The following is a 19959-nucleotide window of genomic DNA, read 5'->3' as shown; positions in this document are numbered from 1 at the left end:
CTGGCCGCATGGGAAAACACCAATGCTGCTTCGGGACAATTGTTTTAGTATTTGGGCCAAATCGGCGCTTCGAGGGTTTCTCCGCATGAGCTTCTGGGATTTCACCCGGAGTCCGGCCAGTGCCCGGCTGCTGGTCGATTTCGGCGACGAGCGCGGCGTGCCGCACACGACGCTGCTGGCCGGCACCGGGCTCGCGGACGCGCAGCTCGACGATCCGAAGGTCGAGGTGACGGCCGCGCAGGAATTGCGGCTGACCGGCAACCTGCTGCGCGCGCTCGGGCGCGCGCCGGGCCTCGGGTTCGAGGTCGGCCAGCGTTATCACTTCTCCGCGTACGGGGTGTGGGGCTACGGGCTGATCGCCAGCGCGACCGCACGCGACGCGCTCGCGCTGGCGCTGCGCTTCCTGCCGCTTACCTATGCGTTCACGGTGATCACCTACCGAGAGGAAGACGGCACGTGCGAGCTCGGTTTCGGCGCGCCGGAACTCGATGGCCCGCTGAGCCGGTTCCTCGTCGAGCGCGACATGGCGGCCGCGGCCGTGCTGCTGCAGGAAATCGGCGACGACACATTCGCGTTGTCGCGCTTCACGGTGCAGGCGGCGCGCACGCCCGCCATGGCGGTGCCGCGCATCGCCGGCGTCGAGCCTGCCTTTTCGGCGCGCGCGAACAGCCTCGCTTTCGACCGCGTGTTTCTCGACCGGCTGCTGCCGCACGCGAATCCGCTGACGGTGTCGATGTGCGAACAGATGTGCGGCCAGTTGCTCGAAGCACGGCGTGCGCGCGTGGGCACGTCGGAGATGGTGCGCCAGTACCTGAGCGCGACGCCCGGCCCCGCGCCGTTCTCGCTCGAGGACATGGCGCGGCTGATGAACACGAGCCCGCGCACGCTCAAGCGCCGGTTGCAGGAGGAGGGCACGACGTTCCGGGCGCTGCTCGCGCAGGCGCGCGGCGCGATGGCCGAGACGTTGCTCGGCGACGCGCGCCTGTCGCTCGCCGAAGTGGCGGAGCGGCTCGGCTTCAGCGACCTGTCGAGCTTCTCGCAGGCGTTCAAGCGCTGGTACGGCGTGCCGCCGGGCGCATATCGCAGCGCGGCGCAACGAGGCAGCGGCCGTTCCTGAATCACGGTACGATCGCTGGCATTCCTGCCGACAGTCCAATCACGAGAGAACCCGCATGATCACGCTTCGCCCGATGACCGACGACGATTTTCCGCGCTTCTGGCCGACCTATCGCGCCATCGTCGCTGCTCAGGAAACCTACGCATTCGATCCTGCGCCCACACAGGAAGCGGCGCGCGCATTGTGGCTCGATGCGCCGCTCTGCACGTGGATCGCCGAAGAGGACGGCGTGGTCCTGGGCTCGTACTACCTGAAGGCGAACGCAGGCGGCCCCGGCAATCACGTGAGCAACTGCGGCTACATGGTGAGCGAGGCCGCGCGCGGCCGTGGCGTCGCGCGCGTGATGTGCGAGCACTCGCAGCAGGTCGCGCGCGAGCGCGGCTTCCTCGCGATGCAGTTCAACTCGGTGGTGTCGACGAACGAGGTGGCGGTCGCGCTATGGCAGAAGCTGGGATTTGAAATCGTCGGGCGCCTGCCGCGTGCGTATCGTCACGCGCGGCTCGGCTTCGTCGACAGCATCGTGATGTACAAGTGGCTCGGCGACCCGCAGGCCGCCGAAGCCTGAGTGCGCAGCCGTTTCGTCAGACGGCGAACGCGCCGTCGAACACGATCCGCTCGTCGAGCGCGAGCGTGCCGCGCGCGAAGATCAGGTCGAGATGGTGGCTGCCGTTTTCGCCGCCGCCGAGCCCGAGGTGCAGGCCCGGATGGCGTTCCTCGAACCCCGCGTTGCGGCCGTACAACCCGCGAATCCCGAGGTTCGTGCCGATGCCGAATTCCTCGATCCGCCGGTGATTCGGATGCCGGTCGAGATAAGTCGAGAAGTCGCGCCGGAAGCCTTCGTTGCCGGTGTCGAACCCGACGATCGTACTGTTTTCGACCCGCAGCGTGGCGAGCTGCTCGGCCACCTTGTACTTGATCGCGAACGGCACGGTGCCGAGAAACGTGCCGCTGAAGACGACCGAGCCGTTGAGGTCGGTGACGTGCGTCGCGATCTCGCCGGGCACGACGTCGAGGTTGCCCATTCCGTCCACGCTCGTCCATTTCTGGTCCGGCGCGAGCGAGCCCGTCAGCGTGTTGCCGGCTTCGTCGATGAAGCGGATCTGCGAGGCGTGCGCGGCTGCGTCGATCAGCCGGCCGTTGCGCGCCGCGATGTCGTCGAGCGATTCGGCGAACGCCTCGTCGAGATGCGGTCCGTAATCCTTGAACAGCACCGACTTGCTCCAGTGCTCGACGATCGCAGGGCGGATCGCGGCGAGGAACGGCGGCCCGCTCGGCGACGGCGCGGGCAGGCACGACGAGTCGTACAGCAGCACGAACAGATCGGCACGATCGAGCGCGGCGGCAATGTCGGCGGGTGGGGTGCTTTCGAGGCAGAGTGTGGTCGCGTCGAGCGAATCGGGCAGGGCGGAAAACGCGCGCAACGCGATGTCGCGGTTGCGGGTGTCATGGCCGACCAGCAGTTTTCCCGACTCGCCGCGCGCCAGCTTGTCGCGCAGCGCGGGGTGGAAGCCCAGTGCGCGGTGCAGGTTCAGCATGCGTGTCTCCGGAGGCGGCGGAAGGGCCGCAGCCCTTCCGCGAGAACGGGTGGCCCGCTCAGACCGGCCAGAGCGCGGTGCCGAACGGCACCACGGCGTCCTCGACCATCATGTCGACGGCCTCGGGGTGTGTGTCTTCCTGCATCCAGTCAAGCAATTCGATCTGCTGGGTGTCCTGCATGTCAATTCTCCTGTGGTGAACATGAGTGATTCAACATGAAAGCGCGGCTAAAAAGTTGCCACTCCTCATCACGCTTTTTGTGAATGCGCGGCGAGTGGCGTTGATATTAGTCTGACGAATTTGCGAATGCAATGCGTTGCAAGGTTTTTAGCCAAGACGTGCTAAACACGGGGATTTGCGGATCGCGTGCCGTAATACACGGATAAAGCGAATGATGGATTCGATGTCATTTTTTCAATGATATGAATCTCGAGCGAGGCATTGCATCCGGCGATTTTTCATCGGAAATTCAATCGCCGCGATCATCGTGATCGATGGCGTTCGCCGCGACCGTGCATGCGCGCGAACGTGTCGCCGGTCATCGGCGGCGCGCCGGCGGCCCGATGCCCGAGTCAACCGAGCAGCGCCTTGCCGAGCGGCTTGGCCGGCTCGGACCGCAGCACCAGCGACGTCGTGACCGCGCCGAAGCGGGCAATCGCATCGATGATGGTTTCCAGTTGTCCCGGTGTCGGCACCAGGACCTTCAGCATGAAGCAATCCTCGCCGGTCATCCGGTGGACCTCGATGACGTGCGGCATTTCCGCGAACGCGCGCAGCGCAGGCTTGATGTGTTCGTGCGTCGTCTTCAACCGGATGATGGCCATCATCCCCAACCCCAGCGCGGCCGGGTCGATCCGCGCGCCGTAGCCCGCGATGATGCCGCGCTCCTCGAGGCGCTTGACGCGCTCCGACGTGGCCGGCTGCGACAGGCCGATACGGCGCCCCACTTCGGACAGCGGCATCCGCGCATTTTCCTGCAGCGCCTCGAGGATCGAAAGATCCAGGCGATCGAGCTCTCCGTTCGACATGTCCGCTTTCCCGCTCCGTTAATTCATCGGCATATTGTCTCAATATCCGATGATTTGCCATTCCCGGCCGGTTTCCGGCAAGCCAGACTGCGAGCTCGCTTATTCATGGAGACGGAGATGGACCAGACGATCGTGATCGTGCCGGGGATCGGCAACTCGGGACCGGATCATTGGCAGAGCCACTGGGAGGCTGCGCTGCCGGGCGCCGTGCGCATGGCGCCGGCGTCATGGGATGCGCCCGACCTGCGCGACTGGATGGCGGCGCTCGATGAAGCCGTTGCGCAAGCCGCGACGCCGCCGGTGTTGATCTGTCATTCGCTGGGTTGCCTGCTGTTCGCGCACTGGCGTGCGGCGTCGACGCGCGTCGTGCGCGGTGCGTGGCTCGTGGCGGTGCCCGATCCGGGCGGCCCGCGTTTTCCGGTTGCGGCCGGTGCGTTCGCGGATGTGCCGGGCGGCGATTTCGGTGACGCGCCGGTGCTGGCGATCGCCAGTTCGGAGGATGGGTACGACCCGTCCGGGCGCGGCATTGCGTGGGCAAGCGAGCGTGGCGCGACACCGCTGGTGCTCGGCCCGCGCGGCCATCTGAATGCGGAGGCGGGATTGGCGGAATGGCCCGAGGGGCGCGCTTTGTTCACCGCCTTCATGGCCGGATTGCGGCGGTAGCGCGGGCAAATGGCCGACCTGCTCACGCGACGGACTGCGGCGGGCGAGGCATGGACGATCCGGCTGCTGCGGCCGGGTTTCTGGTGGCCACGCATGCCGGCCCGCGACGGCTCGAGTATGATCGTCCGACAAAATCGGAAGCCTCGACAGTCGGGATCGCCGCGTGCGGAACATCGGTGCCGCCGTCACGACGCGTCACGGCTTCGAACGACACAGGAGACACGCGATGCGCGCAGCGCCGCAACCGGAACATGCCGGCCCGTCGCGGCCGGGCACCGGCGCGACCAGCACCTACCCGGACCGTGACCCCGATCGCATCGCCGCGTGGCGGCTCGCGATCTGCCTGTCGCTCGGCAGCGCGATCGCGCTCGGCCTCGCGCGTTTTTCGTATGCGCTGCTGCTGCCGCCGATGAAGGCCGATCTCGGCTGGACGTTCGCGCAGGCCGGCGCGCTGAACACCGCGAACGCGGCCGGCTACCTGGTCGGTGCCCTCGCGTTTCCGTTGCTGTCGCGGCGCTGGCGAGCCGGCTCGCTGCTCGCGGCCGGGTGCGTGCTGACCGCGTTGCTGATGGCCGCGTGCGGGCTCACGTCCGGCATGCACGCGCTGCTCGTGCAGCGGCTCGCGACCGGCGTCGGCAGCGCGCTGATCTTCATCAGCGGCGGCGTGCTGGCCGCGCGGCTCGCGTCGGCATCGCCGCGCGATGCGGGTTTGCTGCTCGGCCTCTACTACGGCGGCACCGGATGGGGCATCGTCGCCGCGTCGCTGCTCGTGCCGGCGACGCTCTCACGCAGTGTGCATGGCTGGCAGCCCGCGTGGTTCGCGCTCGCACTCGCGTGCGTGCTGTTCTCGGCGGTGGCCGGGTCGGCCGCACGCCGCATCGAGCGCGTGCATGCGGCTCCGAACGCCCCGCGGGACGGTGCGGTGCCCGCCGCGACCGCGAGCCCCGCGCGCTTCGCACTCGCGCTGGCCGGTTACGGCCTGTTCGGCGTCGGCTATATCGGCTACATGACCTTCATCGTCGCGCTGCTGCGCGGCGCGGGAATGAGCGGCACGGTGGTCGCCGCGTTCTACGTGATGCTCGGCGTCGCGACCGTCGTGTCGGCGCGGCTATGGTCGGGGCTGCTCGACCGGATGCGCGGCGGCCAGGCGCTCGCCGTGCTCAACGCGCTGCTCGGCATCGCGACGCTGATGCCGGCGATGTTCGTGCATCCGGTGGCGGCGTTCGCGTCGGGCGTGCTGTTCGGCGCGACGTTCCTGTCGGCCGTCGCGTCGACGACGGCTTTCGTGCGCCACAACCTGCCGCCCGACGGCTGGGCGAAGGGGATCAGCGCGTTCACGACGGTCTTCGCATTCGGGCAGATCGCCGGGCCGGTTGCGATCGGCTGGGTGTCGGACAGTGCAGGGCTCGCGCGCGGGCTCGTGTATTCGGCGCTGACGCTGTTCGCCGGCGCCGCGCTCGCGGCCGGGCAGCGCGCGTTGCGTGCCGCCGCGTAATCACGCGCGAGAGGCGGCAATCACCGCACGCACGCCGTGCGCGACACGCGATGAAACGCACGGCTGAAGTAGATCAGGCTGTCGCCGTCGTCGCGCACGCGGATCGACGTCGCCTCGATGAACATCACCGAATGCGAGCCGACTTCCTTCATGTCGGCGATCGTGCCCTGCAGGCTCGCGAGCGCGTCGCGCAGCACGGGCACGTCCTGGTCGCCGCGATCCCACACGGGCAGGTCGAAGCGCCGCTCCATCGGCAGGTCGGTAAGCCCCGCGAAATGCCGTGCGAGCTGCTCGTGTTCGGCCGGCAGCACGTTGATGCAGACGTGGCGATTGCGTTCGAACGTCGCACGCATCGCGCTGGAGCGGTTCAGGCACACGAGCAGCGTCGGCGGCGTGTCGGTGACGGAGCACACGGCGCTCGCGGTGATGCCGCAGCGGCCGTGCGGCCCGGCGGTGGTGATCACGTTGACGGCCGCGCCGAGGTGGGCCATCGCTTGCCGGAAGGCCTTCTGTGCGTCGGTCGGCTCGACGCGTGCCGGTCGCTGGATATCGGTCGTGGAAGACATGGGCGCTCCTGGTTGGACGAACGCGGTGATCGCGTGGCGCTGCCGGTGCAGCGCCGGATCGCCGACGATGGTCCAAGCGTACGACGCGAAAATGCCGGCGACCATTCGCACGATTGACGATGGAGATGGCGTTCTCGCCAACGCGTCTAAAGGTTCTACCTAGATGCGCGCCGTGCCGCGCGAAAATATGGGAGATTGCACGTTCATGCGGCACGTGAAGGGGTTTTCAGCGGGTTTTCGGCTCGTTATGATGTGCCGCACACCCCAGCGAACGACGCGTGCGACGAGCCGGAACCGGCCCCGTATGCGGCGCGTGCGATACCGATACCGATATTCAGTGAGACACCCGCGATGACGTCACCCGCACCGATCGTATACATCGTCGACGACGACAACGGCATGCGGACGTCGCTCGCGTGGCTGCTCGAATCGGTCGGCATCGCGTCCGAAGGGTTCGCGAACGCCATCGATTTCCTCGCGCGCTTCGACGTGAACCTGCCCGCGTGCCTGGTGCTCGACGTGCGGATGCCGGAGAAGAGCGGCTTCGACGTGCAGGCGGAACTGAACGCGCGTGGCGCGACGCTGCCGGTGATCTTCGTCAGCGGGCACGGCGATATCCCGATGTCCGTGCGCGCGCTGCAGAACGGCGCGATCGATTTCGTCGAGAAGCCGTACAACTCGCAGCAGATGCTCGAGCGCGTGCAACGCGCGCTGCGGCTCGCGCAGCAGCGGCATGCGGTGAGCCAGCGTCACCGCGAGCTGCGCCAGCGGCTCGATGCGCTGACCGCGCGCGAGAAGGAAGTGTTGCGCGGCGTGGTGGACGGCAAGGGCAGCAAGCAGATCGCGTCGGATCTGTCGATCAGCGTGAAGACCGTCGACGTGCATCGCGCGAGCATCAAGGAGAAGCTCGGCGCGACGTCGATCGCCGCGCTCGTGCGCGACGTGATGGTCGTGTGGGGCGACGACGGGGAAGCGTCGCGATAGGGCCTCGCCGGGGCTTCGGCGAGGCACCGCACGCAATGCACGGCGCTCAGCGGTCAGCGCATGTACAACCCGCCGTTGATGTCCCAGCACGCGCCGTTCGCGAAATGCGCGTCGCCCGACGCGAGCAGCACGGCCGCGTCCGCAACGAAGCCGGCCGAGCCGAGCTTGCCGCCCGGCAGGCTCGCGAGCACCTGACGCAGCTTCTCCGGCGCGACGCTTTCATACACGATCGGCAGATCGAGCGGGCCCGGCGAGATCGCGTTGACGGTCACGCCCTGCGCGGCGAGATCGCGCGCGAACACCTTGGTCAGCGTCAGCGTGCCGCCCTTGGCGGCCGCGTAGTGCGCGCCCGTCGCCGAGCCGCCGTTCTGCCCGGCGAGCGATGCGATGTTGACGATGCGGCCCGCGCCGCGCGTCGCGAAATACTGGCCGAACACCTGGCAGCCGAACAGCACGCTGCGCAGGTTCACGTCGATCACCTGGTCGAACTGCTCGGCCGTGATCTCCATCGCGGGGACGACCTTCGATGCGCCCGCGTTGTTCACGAGCACGTCGATCGTGCCCCAGCGCGCGACGAGCGCGTCGCGCGCGGCTTCGAAATCGCGTTTCGACGTGACGTCGAGCGGCAGCGCGATCGCGCGTTCGCCGCTCGGGTCGAGTTCGCGCGCATGCGCGTGGATGGCGTCGGCGGCGATATCGGCCAGCGCGACGCGGTAACCGGCCGCATGAAAACGTTCGGCGATGACGGCGCCGAGCCCGCGCGCGGCGCCGGTGACGAGGACGACTCGGTCTGACATGGTGTGTGCTTCCGTGGTTCGCGAGTGCGCATCCGTCGATGTCGCGCCCGCATCATGGTTCATGAGGCGAGTGCCGTCTCGAAGTGTGCCGCAATCGCGCAGACGTGTTCGTCCGCCCCCTTGCGGCCGATGATTTGCAGGCCGGCCTTCAGCGGCGAACCGGCCAGCGGCAGCGGCAGGCTGAGTGCCGGATGGCCGCTCAGGTTGAACGGCCGGATCAGCGACGACATCGCGATCACCGATACGCCATCGCGCGCCTGCTGCAGCGTGATCGGCAGCGCGGGCAGCGTCGGCAGCACGAGCACGTCCGCATGCTCGAGCGCGGCGTCGACCTGTGCGGTGAAGCGTGCGCGCACGGCTTCGGCTTCTTTCAATGCCGCAGGCGCGGTCGTTGCGGCCGCACGCAATCGTGCATCGAGGTCGGCGCCGAGCTTGCCGGTTTCGACGAGATGGCCGAATGCGCGCGACGTTTCCGCGTTGATCACGGTGAGCCCTGCGACGAATGAAGCCGGCATTTCGTCGAGCACGACCGCGTGCGCGTGCAGGCCCGACGCGCGTACGGCCGCGTCGAGCGCGGTGGCGATGGCCGGGTCGGCATCGACCGTGACGTGCGCCACCGTACGGCCTGCCGCCGAGGCCGAAGCTTGTGCACGATCGAAGCCCGGCGCGATCGCGGCCATTACCGCAACCAGCGTGCGGATATCGCGTGCGAACGGCCCGACGCAATCGAGCGTCGTTTCGACGGGTGCGACGCCGCGCCGCGACACGCGGCCGAACGTCGGCTTCAGTCCGGCCACGCCGCAGCAGGCAGCCGGCCCGCGGATCGAGCCGCCCGTGTCGGTGCCGAGCGCCGCATCGACCATGCCGAGTCCGACGAGCGAAGCGGAGCCGCTCGACGAGCCGCCCGGAATGCGCGTCGCGTCCTGCGGATTGACCGGCGTGCCCGTGTAGTCGTTGATGCCGGTCATGCCGAACGCAAGCTCGTGCATGTTCGCCTTGCCGGCGATCTGCCAGCCCGCATCGAGCAGCAGGCGGACGACGTCCGCGTGCTGCATGGCCGGCGGTGCATCGGCGAGCGCACGGCTCGCCGCGCGGGTCGGATAGCCTGCGATGTCGATCGTGTCCTTGATCGCGATCGTGGGGCCGGGGCCGCCGAGCGTGAAGGTGTCGATGAAGCCTGTCATGGTCGGTATCGTGAGCAAGCGTTGAAAAGCATCAGGACCGTGGCGCGGCGGCGAGCGGCCAGGGGCCGTCGAGCACGCGTTCGGTGCGGAAATGGCGGATCAGCCACGCAGAGCCGTCGCCGGCCAGCGCGAAATCGACGGTCAGCCGCGCGGCGATCAGTTCGGCCGAGCCGTCCGCGTAGCGCGACGCCTGCAGCATGATCCAGCGGCCGCGCGCGCTCGCGTTGCCGGCGCCGATCTCGATCGACTCGGAGGTCAGGAAGTGCAGGTTCGCCGCGAAATGCGGATCGGGCGGCAGGTAGCGGCCCAGCATCGCGACGATCGCGGCCGTGCCTTCGAGGCGGCCGAACTTGCGCGCGTACTGCGGGCCGATGCCTTCCCACACGGCATCGGCCGTGAACAGCTCGGCGAGCGACGGACCGTCGCCAGCATCCTCCGGCACGTCGCACAGCGCCATGTAGCGCGTGATCGTCGCGCGCACCGCGCGCTCGGCGTCGAGCGCCGCCAGGCGCTGCGCGAGCGTATCGATCAGGCCGGGAGACGGGCCGGTCATCGCGCGCCTCACGCCGCCGACTTCGCGGCCGGCGGCACCGTCAGCGCACGGCCGACGCGCGCTTCGATCTTGCCGTAGCGCCACAGGTTGTATTCGCCGACCGGCGTCGTGCGATACAGGTTGCACACGGCGACCGTCGTGTCGAAGTCGGCGACGTCGGCCATGATGTAGAAGGTCCACGGCGCGCCGTCGGCCTGGCCGACCACGAGGCGGTCGTCATCCATCACGCCGAGCACGCGCACGCCGGGCATCGCTTCGACGGCGGCGAGCATCGCGCCGTACGCCTGCCACACTTCGCCGATCTTCTCGCGCGGCAGGTCGAAGAAGTTTTGCGACACGCCGCAGCAGAACAGGACGCGCAGCGGCAGCGGATTCGAATCGGACATCTGAGGTTCTCCAGGAGAAACGGTTGAAGGTACGAGCCGGCCGGCGAAGGTGCTTCGGCATCGGCGTCATGCGTGTTCAAAAAGGCTTCGGGAAAACGCGGGTTACAGGTAGCCGGGGAACGGCGTGACGCCGGTAAACACCGCGCCGGCGCCGTCGAAGTTGCCTTCGCCGAGAAACGCGTGCTGCGTGACGACCATCGCATCGCGCAGCAGCCGCTGCAGCGGGTGCGTGCGATAGATCGCCGCCGTGCCGCCGAGGCGGTACGCGCGTTCGACGACGCTCGCGCCTTCGCGTGCGATCTGCGTGGCCGCGAGCCGCAGCAGGCTGACCTGGTCGGGCGTCACCGGGTTGCCGGCGAGGATCGATTGCCACACGCCGTCGGTTGCGTCGTAGAAGAACGCGCGCGCCGAGCGCAGTTGCGCTTCGGCCTTCGCGAGTTCGATGCGGTAGTACGCGCGATCGGCGAGGCGCGGTGCACCCGTCGTCGTCTGCCGGCCGCCCGACATCCGGTTCACGACGTCGAGCGCCGCGCGTGCGAGGCCGAGGTTCACGACGGCCAGCACCTGCGCCGCATACGCGACGGTCGGATAGCGGTACAGCGGCTCGTCGACGGTCGGCTCGCCGCCGCGCACGAAGGTCCACGCTTCGGGCACGAAGCGGTCGTCCACGCGCAGGTCATGGCTGCCGGTGCCCTGCATGCCGACCACGCTCCAGTTCTCGACGATCTCGACTTCGGCTGCGCGGAACACGGCCGTGCGCGGCTTGTTCGGCGCGGCGTCCTGCGCACCCGGCACGGCGATGCCGACGCCGAGCCAGTCGGCCCCCTTGCAGCCGCTCGCGAATTTCCACGTGCCGTTCACGCGCCAGCCGCCCGCTGCGGGCTGGGCCGGCTGCACCGGGAACAGGCCGCCCGCGAACACCTGGTCGGGGCCGCTCGCGTACAGTTCGGCCTGGGTGTCGAGCGGCAGCGCGGCGAGATACACGTTCGCGGAGCCGAAGCTCGCGACCCACGCGGCCGAGCCGTCGGCGGTCGCGATCCGTTCGATCATGTCGAGGAACGCGGTCGGCGCGAGCGCATCGCCGCCGAAGCGGCGCGGCGTGCCCGCGCGATAGATGCCGGCCTCCTTGAACAAGGCGATCACGTCGCGCGGCACGTGCGACAGGCGGTCGAATTCTTCGCGGCGCGCGGCAACCGTCTCGATCACGGCGTCGAGCGGCGACAGCCGGGCGGCCGGTTCGCCGGCCGCGTGGGGAGCGCTCGGTGCGGTGTCGAGGGCGAGGGCGGCGTGGGGCATGGCTGTCTCCTGGGGCGGACTGGGGTTCGAATGCGGGGTGGTCACGACGATGCAACCAGTCTAGAAACGCCGAAAACGCGCAGCAATTGGTGCGTTGGGCCGTGCGACTGGTGACGTTCCGTGCCGCACTAAAGAAATCTTCAGATGCGGGCGGCGCGCGCCGGTGCTATGTTGGGTTTCCGGCTGCGCGATGCCGCGCGGCCTCATCCGAAGCCGATCATGAGTTTTCCCGACGAAGACGATTTCCACCGGCTGCTCGACGCGCTGACGACCTGTGTGCTGCTGCATGACGCGCACACCAAGGCGATCGTGTGGGCGAACCGTGCCGCGTGCATCGCGCTCGGCTTTTCGGTCGAGGAACTGCTGCCGCTGAAGGCGCCGGACATGACGCGCCCCGAACCGAAATACCAGCGCGAGATCGCCGTGAGCGCGTGGGACCGCGCGCTCGTCGACGGGCCGCAGGTGTACGAGTGGTGCTACCGGTCGCGCACGGGCGTCGACATGCTGTCCGAGGCGACCGCCACCTACGTGCCGCTGCGCGGGCGCGACGTCGTGATGGTGCAGTTCCGCGACATCAGCGCGGAAGAGGCGGTGCGCCAGCAACTGCGCCGCTACGAGGCGCGGCTGCGCGAATTCATGCAGGACCTCGACGAAGGCATCGCGGTCGTCACGCCGCACGGCGGCGTGCAGTTCATCAGCGAATCGGGCCGCCGCGTGCTCGGCCTCGCACCCGACGAAGCGCTCGGCGAGGTGCTCGACTACTGCTCCGAGGCCGACCGCGACCGGCTCGTCGCACAACTGCGCGATGCGCCGTCCGCGTATCCGTCCGCGCCGCAGCGCTACCGGATCGTGCGGCGCGACGGCTCGCCGTGCTGGCTGCGCATCCTGTGCAGGCAGGTCGAGATCGAGGACGATCTCGACGGGCTGCTCGTGCAGTTCCGCGACGTGAGCGACGAAGTCGCGATCGAGGAGGCGCGCCGAGCGGAAGCGCGCATGCTCGAACACGCGGGCCGTTACAACGCGATGGGCGAGATGGCGAGCGTGATCGCGCACGAGCTGAGCCAGCCGCTCGCGGCCGTGCGCAATTTCATCGAGGGCGCAGTGCAGCGGCTGAACGGGCGCGGCGCGATCGACGACGCGATCTGGGGGCTGCGCAGCGCGGACCGGCAGGCCGAGCATGCGGCGCTGATCATCAAGAGCGTGCGCGAGTTCATCGTGAAGCGCGAGCCGGTCGTCGCGCTCGCCGACCTGCGCGACATCCTCGCGGACGTCGCGTATTTCATCGAACTGCGCGCGAAGGAGGCCGACGTGACGGTCACGATCGTGCAGGCCGGCGAGCCGCTGCCGATCCACTGCGAGCGTGTGCTGATCGGGCAGGTGATCCTGAATCTCGCGTTCAATGCGATCGAGGCGTTCGCCGGTTGCGAGCGTGTGCCGCGCACGCTGACGCTCGGCACCGCGAACGTCGGCGGAGATGCCGAACTGCGCGCGATCGACAACGGCCCGGGTATCGCGGCCGATGCGCACGACCGGCTGTTCGACGGTTTCTCGTCGTCGAAGGCCGGCGGGAACGGAATCGGGCTGTCGCTGTGCAAGAGCATCGTCACGCGTCACGGCGGCCGGATCGCTGCGAGCCGGGCCGATGGCGGCGGGCTCGACTGCCGCGTGACGCTGCCGCTCGCCGGGATGAAGGCGAATGCAAGCGCATAGTCGCGGGGGCGTGCGCGATGCCGCCGCCACCCGGCGATCGTCGCGCATGAGCGGGCAGGCCCGCACGCCGCGCATGGTCAGCGCCCCAGCGCCCGCGCGGTCTGGCCGCCGATGCCGAAGTCGGTGTTCGGAATGTCCTTGATCATCACGCGGGTGGCTTGCAGCGGTGCGTCGAGCACGCTGGCGCTCGTCTCCGACAGCGCGGCGATCAGCGCGCGTTTCTGTTCATCGGTGCGGCCGGCGATCAGGATCGCGACGATCACCGGCAGCGACGGCGGCGCGCCGTCCGCGGCGCTGCGCCCGCCCAGGCCGATGTGCGTCGCGGGCAATTCGGTCAGCAGCACGCGCACCGATTCGATTGGCGCACCGATCGAATCGACGGTCGCGCCGGTCAGCCGTGCAATCAGTTCGGCCTTGCGGGCGTCGTCATGGCCGGCCGGCAGGAAAACTTCGAGTGTGGGCATGGTCGTCGGGAAAGGTGAAGGTGACCGACTCACCGTTGCGTTGGCGGCGGTGAACCGTTCGGTGCTTGCAGGTGAAGGTGACCGGCTCACCGTTGCGTTGGCGGTGATGAACCGGTGGTCGCTTGCAGGTGAAGGTGACCGGCTCACCGTCGCGCTGGCGATGGTGAACCGGTGGCCATTTACAGCAGGAAGCCGATCGCGCTGAGCGCTTCGGTCGAATCGATCAGGCGCACGACCTTCTCGGTGATCCGCATCTCGCCTTCGGCGTCGACGTGCAGCTTGTGCGTGACATCGGCCGCGAACAGTGTCGCGACGCCGCGCTTGTATGCGACGACGACCTGCGCCGATTTCAGCTCGACGGTGCCGGCGCTGCCGCTTTCCAGCGTGAAGCGCGACACGGTGCGCACGGTGCGCGCCGCGTCGGCCGCCGACGCCGAATACCCGGACACCATCCGCTGCACGCGCTTCTCGCGCATGTCCTGGTCGTCGAACACGTAGTTCAGCGTCGCGGCGAAGTCGGTCGTGTCGGGATCGATCGGCACCACGTAATGGCCGGCGGGATCCCACAGGTCGAGCCACGCGCGATAGTCGCGGCGGTCGAGCATCTCGGCTTCGCGCCACACGAATTCGACCGCGCGGGCGAAGGTCTGCTCGGAAAAGAGGGCGTTGCGGTCGTCCATTATTGTTGCTCCATCATCTTGCGCCATTGCTGGTAGGCCTCGCGCATGCCGGTCTCGTCGGTCGCATGGGCGGTCTTTTCGCCGTTCGCGGCGGTCGTCTCGCGGTTCAGCCCGCGATTCACGAGGATCGGCACGTCGGGGCCTGCGTGCGCGCCGCGCTGTACGCGCTCCCATGCTTCCGCGTCGTCGGGGCTGCCGAAACCGAACGGGCCCTGGAAGTGCTCGTGAATGCGCAGCCGCTCGCGGTTCGCTTCGTCGGGGCCGCCGTCCATCGCGAGCGCAACATGGCGGATCTCGGTTTCGTTCGCGGAGATCGGCCGCAGCACGCGGAAGAACGCCATCGACAGCGCGAGATTCGGGAACAGGTTCAGGTTGAAGCCGACGCCCATCAGCGAGCGCACGATGCGGCGCACTTGTTCCGGCGAGTGGCGCTCGGCGAGCTTCGCCGCGAGCGGTGCGAAGCGCTCGGGCAGCGGCGCACCGTCGTCTTCGTCGAGGTCGATCAGTTCCGGCATCAGCACCGCGAGGCTGTGGCCGTTGCCGAGCCCTCGGCAGAATGCGTCCTCGCTCGTCATGAAGCTCGTGATCGCGGCGGCCGTCTCGTCGTCGATCGACTTCATCCATGACTTGTGCACGACCGGGAAGTGATAGAGGTCGGTCGTGTTCTCGAGCTGGATCTTCCAGTTGCCCTTGAACTTGAACTTGTGCTCGCCGTTCGCCTTGATCGGGTAGCCGGCGCCCTGTTTCATGAACAGGTCGATCCACGGCTTCGCACCGCCGAGGAAATCCTCGAGCGGTTCGATGTCGTCGTTGAAGCTCGCGAAGATCAGCCCCTGGTACACGCCGACGCGCAGCTTCACGAGCGGCAGGTCGCCTTTCTCGCATACGCCTTCGTAGCCGTCGCCGTACGGCAGCGCGCGCAGCGTGCCGTCGAGTGCGTACGACCAGCTGTGATACGGGCACGTGAAGCCCTTCGCATTGCCCTTGTGCGATTCGCACACGGTCGCGCCGCGATGGCGGCAGCGGTTCTGCAGCACGTTGATCTCGCCGGTCTTGTCGCGCACGACGATCACCGGCTGCCGGCCGATCGTCGTCGTGATGAAGTCGCCCGGGTTCGGCAGCTCGCTTTCGTGCGCGACCCAGATCCAGGTGCGGTAGAAGATGCGGTCGAGCTCGGCTTCGAACAGCGCGGGATCGTGGTACATCGCGGGCGCGATGCGGTCGGGTTGCGCGAGGCCGTGCAACGCGCTGGTGTCGATCGTCTGGTAGGAAATGTCGCTCATCGTCGTGTGGGGAAAGAGTCGCGAGGAAGTGCAAGGCCCGGCCGGGCGGACCTCGAGCAGATAGCGGGACCAGTTTCGCCGCCACGTTTTCATCCGTCAAATTGATCTAAAAAAGGCAATCAAATAAACAGGATGGATAATTAGACCGGCGACTCGCGGGGCGTCGTGCCCATGCATGTGATTCATGGGCGCCATTTTTGGCGGGAATTTGACCGGGCCCGGCTGCGCTCTTATCGTTGGTTTCACGCAGCGCAAGCATGCGATCCGGGACCTGCCGCCGGATGCTAGACGAGCAGGACAACTGAACTTATTCCAGGCTCCCCATGAACTCACCAGCGCCCCTGTCGGCGGTTACGTTGCCCGTCTCCCGCAGCACGAGTTCGGTCCGCCGCGCGGTCACCACGGCCGTGCTCGGGCAGGCACTCGAATGGTACGACTTCTTCCTGTACGGGACGGCCGCCGCTCTGCTGTTCGGCAAGCTGTTCTTCCCGGTCGGCAGCGATCCGCTGACCGGCACGATCGCGGCGTTCGGCGGCTTCACGGTCGGCTTCATCGCGCGGCCGATCGGCGGCCTGCTCTGCGGGCACATCGGCGATCGCTACGGCCGCAAGACCGTGATGATGCTGACCATGTTGACGATGGGCGCGGCGACGGTCGGGATGGGGCTGTTGCCGACCTATCGCGAGATCGGGATCGCCGCGCCGGTCGCGCTCGTGCTGCTGCGCGTGCTGCAGGGGCTGGCCGCGGGCGGCGAATGGAGCGGCAGCATCCTGCTGATCCACGAGAACGCGCCGGCCGACCGGCGCGGTGCGCTCGCCGCGTGGAGCCCGTGCGGCGCGGCGTTCGGCTTCGTGCTGTCGACCGCCGCGTTCCTGCTCGTGCAGCAGCTGCCGGCGGCCGACATCGAGCGCTGGGGCTGGCGCATCCCGTTCCTCGCGAGCATCGTGCTGGTCGGGTTCGGCCTGTGGATGCGCCGTTCGATCGGCGAAAGCGCGGCATTCGCCGAAGCGCGCTCGACGCAGAAGGCCAGCGCGACGCCGCTCGTCGACGTGTTGCGCGAATGCCCGCGCGCGGTGCTGACCGTGTTCGGCCTGCGTTTCGGCGAAGGCGCGGTGTCGTACCTGTTCTTCGCGTTCTCGCTGGCATACGGCAAGTTCATCGGCCTCGACGCATCGTGGCTGCTGAGCGGGCTCGTGATCTCGATGCTGCTGATGATTCCGGTGACGCTGCTCGCGGGCCACCTGACCGACCGGATCGGCCGCAAGCCCGTCTACCTGCTCGGCGCCGTCGCCGTCGTGCTGATCGCGTATCCGTACTTCACGCTGCTGCAGTCGGGCCGGTTCTCGCACGTGATCGTCGCGCTGATCCTGGCCAACAGCGTCGCGATCGGCATCCTCGAAGGCGCGCAGCCGGCTTTCATCAGCGAACTGCTGCCCGTGCACCTGCGCTTCTCGGGGCTCGGCATCGGCCGCGAGATCGCGTCGGTGCTCGGCGGCGGGCTGTCGCCGGTGATCGCGACCGCGCTGCTGGCGCACTACCGCAGCGCGACGCCGATCGTGATCTATCTCGTGATCCTCGGCGCGATCACGGTCGTCGCGACCTGCATCGCGCCGGAAACCTACCCGAAGGCGATGCGCGATGCGGCCCGTTCGCGCTGATCTTCGCACTGCCTTTCCTCCAGACCCTTCGCCCTTTCAGGACTTCACCATGCAAGCCCAATCCGCCATCCGCGCCGTCGTGCCCGACGCGCCCGTTCCACCGACGCCGGCCGACCGGTCGCTGTTGCCGCTCGATACGGTGATCGCCGAAGTCGAACGCAGGCGCGACGAGTTCGACCGGCTGTCGCACGTGCCGCGCGACGTGATCGCGATGATGAAGCGTGCGGGCATTTTCCGCGCCGGCACGCCGGCCCGCTTCGGCGGCGACGCGCTGCCGCCGCACGCGTTTCTCGCGATGCTCGAACGGATCGCGATCGCCGACGGGTCGGCCGCGTGGGTGGCGGCGTTCGGCTCGGCCAATACCTATCTCGCCGCGCTGCCGCTCGAGACGCAACGCACGATCTATGCGGACGGCCCCGACCAGGTGTTCGCGGGCGGCCTCTACCCGTTGCAGCCGGCGCAGCGCGTGCCGGGCGGCTACCGCGTGACGGGGCGCTGGCGGTTCGCGAGCGGCTGCAAGGGCGCGGACTGGATCGGCGTCGGCATCGGCGGTGCGCCGGCCGACGGCGGCGCGCCGGGCAAGCCGTTCACGGCCGTGTTTCGTGCCGGCGACGTCGAGATCGTCGAGAACTGGCGCGTGGTCGGCATGCAAGGGACCGGCAGTCACGACCTCGCGCTGAACGACCGGTTCGTCGACGAAGCGTGGACGTTCGTGCGCGGCGGCGAACCGACCGTCGACGAGCCGCTGTACCGCTATCCGGCGGTTGCGTACCAGGCGCAGGTGCATGCGGCCGTGAACGTCGGCATCGCGCGCGCCGCGCTCGACCTGCTCACCGCGATGTCGGGTGCGACGAAGACGACGACCGGCGCGCCGCGCCTCGCCGATCGGCCGTACTACCGCGAAGGCCTGGCGAAGGCCGAGGCCGACTGGCGCAGCGCGCGGGCGTTTTTCTACGAGACGGCGGAAGCGGCGTGGGCGTCGCTGGCCGCCGGCCGGCCGGTGTCGCCGCAGCAGGCCAACCTGCTGCGGCTGAGTGCGACGCATGCCGCGCAGGTGTGCGCGAAGGTCGTGATGCAGGCGTACCAGCTCGCGGGCACGGCGGCGATCTATCGCGAGAACCGCCTGCAGCAACTGGTGCGTGATTCGATCGTGGTCACGCAGCACGCGTTTCTCGGCGAGGCAACCTACGACGGGTCTGGCGCCGTGTTTGCCGGTATCGCACCCGTGACGCCGTATCCGTGACCGGCGGCCACGCCGATTCTTCGCAGCAGGAGCTTTCCATGAACGATGCAACGATCGACCACGACATCCGGCAGGATTTTCGCGAGGCGATGTCGCGCCTGCCGGCCGGCGTCAACGTCATTACGACCGACGGCGTGCACGGCCGCTGGGGCATTACGGCGAGCGCGGTCTGTTCCGTGACCGATACGCCGCCGACGATGCTGGTGTGCATCAACCGCGGCAGCCGCGCGCACGACATCATGTGCGGCAACGGGCAGGTCGCGATCAACCTGTTGCCGCATGCGTGCCAGGAGGTTGCGCGGACGTTCGCCGGCATGACGCCGGCACCGGGCGATACCCGCTTCGACGACACGCGCTGGCTGGACGGCAGGAGCGGCGTGCCGGTCCTGGCCGATGCGAACGTCAGCCTCGAAGGGCGCATCATCGACAGCAAGACGGTCGGCTCGCATTCGGTGATGTTCGTCGAGGTCGACCACATCGCGCTGCATGCGGCCGCCGACGGGCTCATCTATTTCGGTCGCGCATTCCATCGGCTCGCGCATCCGCTGGCCGTGCAGGCGGGGTGACGGATGGAGGTCTGCCTGTTCCTGATCGTCGGCCACGGCGACGGCGATCACACCGATGCCGATGCTTTTCCGCGCGCTGCCGGCGACGCATGGTCGGCGCTGCGCGCGGTGCGCGGGCTGACGCGGCTGGTCGTGCATCGGCCTGTCGCGCTGGCCGCCGATCGCGCCGACCCCGTGGCGCGGCCGCCGTCGCCGGGATGCGTGCTGCAATGCTATTTCGCCGAGCTCGACGCGCTTGAAGCGATGCTGGCGCCGGCGGGCGCCGCCCATGCCTGCGTCGCGCGCTGGCAGGCGGCGGGCCGGCGCGTCGTCCAGCAGGTGATGGCCGTGCGCCGGATTGCGTTGGCCGGCCCGGCTGCGGCCGCGCGAAGCTGCACCTACCTCGTCAGCTACGACGGCGAAGCCGCAGACCCGAACGCATGGCTGGCGCATTACCTCGATCATCATCCGCCGCTGATGGCGCAATTGCCTGGCATTCGCGCGATCGAGATCTATACGCGCGTCGATTATCGGACCGCGTTGCCGGTGCCGCGTGCGGACGCGATGCAGCGCAACAAGGTCGTGTTCGACGATGCCGATGCGCTGGCGTGTGCGCTGGCCTCGCCGGTTCGCCTGCAGATGCGCGAGGATTTCGATGCGCTGCCGCCGTTCACGGGCGCCACGCCGCATTTCCCGATGGCCAGTGAAAGTTTTGAGATAACATCGGCCGAGTAGTCTGCGCCGCGTCGCGCGACCGCTTGTCCGTCGTGC

General features: G+C 68.5%; 23 protein-coding genes. 11 read left to right on the top strand and 12 right to left on the bottom strand.

Annotated elements, in window-relative coordinates; all coding sequences use genetic code 11:
- Nucleotides 1-85 precede the first annotated feature (85 nt).
- Together C5O79_RS21045 and C5O79_RS21040 are read left to right on the top strand one after the other, a co-directional pair.
- Complete coding sequence (locus tag C5O79_RS21045) at nucleotides 86-1117, top strand: AraC family transcriptional regulator (protein WP_046549304.1); 1032 nt, start codon at nucleotides 86-88, stop codon at nucleotides 1115-1117.
- Between the two features lie 55 nt (nucleotides 1118-1172).
- Entirely contained in the window at nucleotides 1173-1682 is a 510-nt protein-coding gene (locus tag C5O79_RS21040) for an N-acetyltransferase (RefSeq protein ID WP_131931657.1), read from the top strand.
- Nucleotides 1683-1698: 16 nt separating this feature from the next.
- Here C5O79_RS21040 and C5O79_RS21035 read toward each other — a convergent pair whose 3' ends face one another.
- The 3 genes from C5O79_RS21035 to C5O79_RS21030 form a co-directional block, all read right to left on the bottom strand.
- A complete protein-coding gene (locus tag C5O79_RS21035; RefSeq protein WP_046549306.1) occupies nucleotides 1699-2652 on the bottom strand; it encodes a leucyl aminopeptidase (aminopeptidase T) in 954 nt (317 codons plus the stop codon).
- Between the two features lie 58 nt (nucleotides 2653-2710).
- Nucleotides 2711-2833: a hypothetical protein gene (locus tag C5O79_RS38825; RefSeq protein WP_006766865.1), complete on the bottom strand. Its 123-nt coding sequence runs from the start codon at nucleotides 2831-2833 to the stop codon at nucleotides 2711-2713.
- Between the two features lie 392 nt (nucleotides 2834-3225).
- On the bottom strand, nucleotides 3226-3681 hold the full coding sequence (locus C5O79_RS21030) for an Lrp/AsnC family transcriptional regulator (RefSeq protein WP_046549307.1): 456 nt from the start codon (nucleotides 3679-3681) through the stop codon (nucleotides 3226-3228).
- Between the two features lie 117 nt (nucleotides 3682-3798).
- Here C5O79_RS21030 and C5O79_RS21025 point away from each other — a divergent pair, with 117 nt between their 5' ends.
- Together C5O79_RS21025 and C5O79_RS21020 are read left to right on the top strand one after the other, a co-directional pair.
- Complete coding sequence (locus C5O79_RS21025) at nucleotides 3799-4344, top strand: alpha/beta hydrolase (protein WP_131931655.1); 546 nt, start codon at nucleotides 3799-3801, stop codon at nucleotides 4342-4344.
- Nucleotides 4345-4570: 226 nt separating this feature from the next.
- On the top strand, nucleotides 4571-5839 hold the full coding sequence (locus C5O79_RS21020) for a YbfB/YjiJ family MFS transporter (protein WP_131931653.1): 1269 nt from the start codon (nucleotides 4571-4573) through the stop codon (nucleotides 5837-5839).
- Nucleotides 5840-5859: 20 nt separating this feature from the next.
- Here the strand turns inward: C5O79_RS21020 and hpaC are convergent, their stop codons facing one another.
- A complete protein-coding gene (hpaC, locus tag C5O79_RS21015; RefSeq protein WP_131931651.1) occupies nucleotides 5860-6405 on the bottom strand; it encodes a 4-hydroxyphenylacetate 3-monooxygenase, reductase component in 546 nt (181 codons plus the stop codon).
- 351 nt (nucleotides 6406-6756) lie between these two features.
- Between hpaC and C5O79_RS21010 the strand changes: the two genes are divergently transcribed.
- Complete coding sequence (locus C5O79_RS21010; protein WP_124647762.1) at nucleotides 6757-7389, top strand: response regulator; 633 nt, start codon at nucleotides 6757-6759, stop codon at nucleotides 7387-7389.
- Between the two features lie 53 nt (nucleotides 7390-7442).
- Here the strand turns inward: C5O79_RS21010 and C5O79_RS21005 are convergent, their stop codons facing one another.
- The 5 genes from C5O79_RS21005 to C5O79_RS20985 form a co-directional block, all read right to left on the bottom strand.
- The gene (locus C5O79_RS21005) at nucleotides 7443-8186 is read right to left on the bottom strand and encodes an SDR family oxidoreductase (protein ID WP_046549559.1); all 744 of its coding nucleotides are present in this window, start codon (nucleotides 8184-8186) and stop codon (nucleotides 7443-7445) included.
- 59 nt (nucleotides 8187-8245) lie between these two features.
- Entirely contained in the window at nucleotides 8246-9370 is a 1125-nt protein-coding gene (locus C5O79_RS21000; RefSeq protein WP_131931649.1) for an amidase, read from the bottom strand.
- 31 nt (nucleotides 9371-9401) lie between these two features.
- Nucleotides 9402-9923, bottom strand: coding sequence for a nuclear transport factor 2 family protein (locus C5O79_RS20995; protein ID WP_131931647.1), 522 nt, complete (start codon nucleotides 9921-9923; stop codon nucleotides 9402-9404).
- Nucleotides 9924-9931: 8 nt separating this feature from the next.
- Nucleotides 9932-10309 (bottom strand): hypothetical protein, encoded by a 378-nt coding sequence (locus C5O79_RS20990; RefSeq protein WP_131931645.1) that lies wholly within the window; start codon nucleotides 10307-10309, stop codon nucleotides 9932-9934.
- Nucleotides 10310-10411: 102 nt separating this feature from the next.
- The gene (locus C5O79_RS20985) at nucleotides 10412-11605 is read right to left on the bottom strand and encodes an acyl-CoA dehydrogenase family protein (RefSeq protein ID WP_131931643.1); all 1194 of its coding nucleotides are present in this window, start codon (nucleotides 11603-11605) and stop codon (nucleotides 10412-10414) included.
- A gap of 144 nt (nucleotides 11606-11749) precedes the next feature.
- Here C5O79_RS20985 and C5O79_RS20980 point away from each other — a divergent pair, with 144 nt between their 5' ends.
- Complete coding sequence (locus C5O79_RS20980; RefSeq protein WP_131931641.1) at nucleotides 11750-13315, top strand: ATP-binding protein; 1566 nt, start codon at nucleotides 11750-11752, stop codon at nucleotides 13313-13315.
- Nucleotides 13316-13392: 77 nt separating this feature from the next.
- On the opposite strand, the gene C5O79_RS20975 is transcribed toward C5O79_RS20980, so the two are convergent.
- Nucleotides 13393-13779: a tautomerase family protein gene (locus C5O79_RS20975; RefSeq protein WP_011356091.1), complete on the bottom strand. Its 387-nt coding sequence runs from the start codon at nucleotides 13777-13779 to the stop codon at nucleotides 13393-13395.
- On the opposite strand from C5O79_RS20975, the gene C5O79_RS20970 reads away from it, so the two are divergent.
- Nucleotides 13778-13984: a hypothetical protein gene (locus C5O79_RS20970; protein ID WP_131931639.1), complete on the top strand. Its 207-nt coding sequence runs from the start codon at nucleotides 13778-13780 to the stop codon at nucleotides 13982-13984. The genes C5O79_RS20975 and C5O79_RS20970 overlap by 2 nt on opposite strands.
- Here C5O79_RS20970 and C5O79_RS20965 read toward each other — a convergent pair.
- Entirely contained in the window at nucleotides 13959-14462 is a 504-nt protein-coding gene (locus C5O79_RS20965) for an aromatic-ring-hydroxylating dioxygenase subunit beta (protein ID WP_122477319.1), read from the bottom strand. The two genes, C5O79_RS20970 and C5O79_RS20965, sit on opposite strands and share 26 nt — an antisense overlap.
- Nucleotides 14459-15742: an aromatic ring-hydroxylating dioxygenase subunit alpha gene (locus C5O79_RS20960; RefSeq protein ID WP_039364111.1), complete on the bottom strand. Its 1284-nt coding sequence runs from the start codon at nucleotides 15740-15742 to the stop codon at nucleotides 14459-14461. Before C5O79_RS20960 ends, C5O79_RS20965 begins: the two co-directional genes overlap by 4 nt.
- A gap of 323 nt (nucleotides 15743-16065) precedes the next feature.
- Here C5O79_RS20960 and C5O79_RS20955 point away from each other — a divergent pair, with 323 nt between their 5' ends.
- From C5O79_RS20955 to C5O79_RS20940, 4 genes are read left to right on the top strand one after another with little or no spacing between them, the layout of a single operon-like run.
- The gene (locus C5O79_RS20955; RefSeq protein WP_046549316.1) at nucleotides 16066-17400 is read left to right on the top strand and encodes an MFS transporter; all 1335 of its coding nucleotides are present in this window, start codon (nucleotides 16066-16068) and stop codon (nucleotides 17398-17400) included.
- A gap of 49 nt (nucleotides 17401-17449) precedes the next feature.
- Nucleotides 17450-18643, top strand: coding sequence for an acyl-CoA dehydrogenase family protein (locus C5O79_RS20950; protein ID WP_046549317.1), 1194 nt, complete (start codon nucleotides 17450-17452; stop codon nucleotides 18641-18643).
- 38 nt (nucleotides 18644-18681) lie between these two features.
- Nucleotides 18682-19209, top strand: coding sequence for a flavin reductase (locus C5O79_RS20945; RefSeq protein WP_131931637.1), 528 nt, complete (start codon nucleotides 18682-18684; stop codon nucleotides 19207-19209).
- A 3-nt stretch (nucleotides 19210-19212) separates the two neighbouring features.
- Nucleotides 19213-19923 (top strand): hypothetical protein, encoded by a 711-nt coding sequence (locus C5O79_RS20940; protein ID WP_046549319.1) that lies wholly within the window; start codon nucleotides 19213-19215, stop codon nucleotides 19921-19923.
- The last annotated feature ends 36 nt before the right edge of the window (nucleotides 19924-19959 follow it).

The sequence above is a fragment of the Burkholderia sp. SRS-25 genome, from assembly GCF_004343765.1.
GTDB lineage: Bacteria > Pseudomonadota > Gammaproteobacteria > Burkholderiales > Burkholderiaceae > Burkholderia > Burkholderia contaminans.
This window is presented reverse-complemented; position numbering and strand designations above follow the sequence as displayed.

What these genes read in the sequence shown, in the direction of transcription:
- C5O79_RS21045 (WP_046549304.1), top strand. Translation starts at nt 86, where the DNA reads ATGAGCTTCTGGGATTTCACCCGGAGTCCGGCCAGTGCCCGGCTGCTG.
- C5O79_RS21040 (WP_131931657.1), top strand. Translation starts at nt 1,173, where the DNA reads ATGATCACGCTTCGCCCGATGACCGACGACGATTTTCCGCGCTTCTGG.
- C5O79_RS21035 (WP_046549306.1), bottom strand. Translation starts at nt 2,652, where the DNA reads ATGCTGAACCTGCACCGCGCACTGGGCTTCCACCCCGCGCTGCGCGAC.
- C5O79_RS38825 (WP_006766865.1), bottom strand. Translation starts at nt 2,833, where the DNA reads ATGCAGGACACCCAGCAGATCGAATTGCTTGACTGGATGCAGGAAGAC.
- C5O79_RS21030 (WP_046549307.1), bottom strand. Translation starts at nt 3,681, where the DNA reads ATGTCGAACGGAGAGCTCGATCGCCTGGATCTTTCGATCCTCGAGGCG.
- C5O79_RS21025 (WP_131931655.1), top strand. Translation starts at nt 3,799, where the DNA reads ATGGACCAGACGATCGTGATCGTGCCGGGGATCGGCAACTCGGGACCG.
- C5O79_RS21020 (WP_131931653.1), top strand. Translation starts at nt 4,571, where the DNA reads ATGCGCGCAGCGCCGCAACCGGAACATGCCGGCCCGTCGCGGCCGGGC.
- hpaC (WP_131931651.1), bottom strand. Translation starts at nt 6,405, where the DNA reads ATGTCTTCCACGACCGATATCCAGCGACCGGCACGCGTCGAGCCGACC.
- C5O79_RS21010 (WP_124647762.1), top strand. Translation starts at nt 6,757, where the DNA reads ATGACGTCACCCGCACCGATCGTATACATCGTCGACGACGACAACGGC.
- C5O79_RS21005 (WP_046549559.1), bottom strand. Translation starts at nt 8,186, where the DNA reads ATGTCAGACCGAGTCGTCCTCGTCACCGGCGCCGCGCGCGGGCTCGGC.
- C5O79_RS21000 (WP_131931649.1), bottom strand. Translation starts at nt 9,370, where the DNA reads ATGACAGGCTTCATCGACACCTTCACGCTCGGCGGCCCCGGCCCCACG.
- C5O79_RS20995 (WP_131931647.1), bottom strand. Translation starts at nt 9,923, where the DNA reads ATGACCGGCCCGTCTCCCGGCCTGATCGATACGCTCGCGCAGCGCCTG.
- C5O79_RS20990 (WP_131931645.1), bottom strand. Translation starts at nt 10,309, where the DNA reads ATGTCCGATTCGAATCCGCTGCCGCTGCGCGTCCTGTTCTGCTGCGGC.
- C5O79_RS20985 (WP_131931643.1), bottom strand. Translation starts at nt 11,605, where the DNA reads ATGCCCCACGCCGCCCTCGCCCTCGACACCGCACCGAGCGCTCCCCAC.
- C5O79_RS20980 (WP_131931641.1), top strand. Translation starts at nt 11,750, where the DNA reads ATGCGGGCGGCGCGCGCCGGTGCTATGTTGGGTTTCCGGCTGCGCGAT.
- C5O79_RS20970 (WP_131931639.1), top strand. Translation starts at nt 13,778, where the DNA reads ATGGTCGTCGGGAAAGGTGAAGGTGACCGACTCACCGTTGCGTTGGCG.
- C5O79_RS20975 (WP_011356091.1), bottom strand. Translation starts at nt 13,779, where the DNA reads ATGCCCACACTCGAAGTTTTCCTGCCGGCCGGCCATGACGACGCCCGC.
- C5O79_RS20960 (WP_039364111.1), bottom strand. Translation starts at nt 15,742, where the DNA reads ATGAGCGACATTTCCTACCAGACGATCGACACCAGCGCGTTGCACGGC.
- C5O79_RS20955 (WP_046549316.1), top strand. Translation starts at nt 16,066, where the DNA reads ATGAACTCACCAGCGCCCCTGTCGGCGGTTACGTTGCCCGTCTCCCGC.
- C5O79_RS20950 (WP_046549317.1), top strand. Translation starts at nt 17,450, where the DNA reads ATGCAAGCCCAATCCGCCATCCGCGCCGTCGTGCCCGACGCGCCCGTT.
- C5O79_RS20945 (WP_131931637.1), top strand. Translation starts at nt 18,682, where the DNA reads ATGAACGATGCAACGATCGACCACGACATCCGGCAGGATTTTCGCGAG.
- C5O79_RS20940 (WP_046549319.1), top strand. Translation starts at nt 19,213, where the DNA reads ATGGAGGTCTGCCTGTTCCTGATCGTCGGCCACGGCGACGGCGATCAC.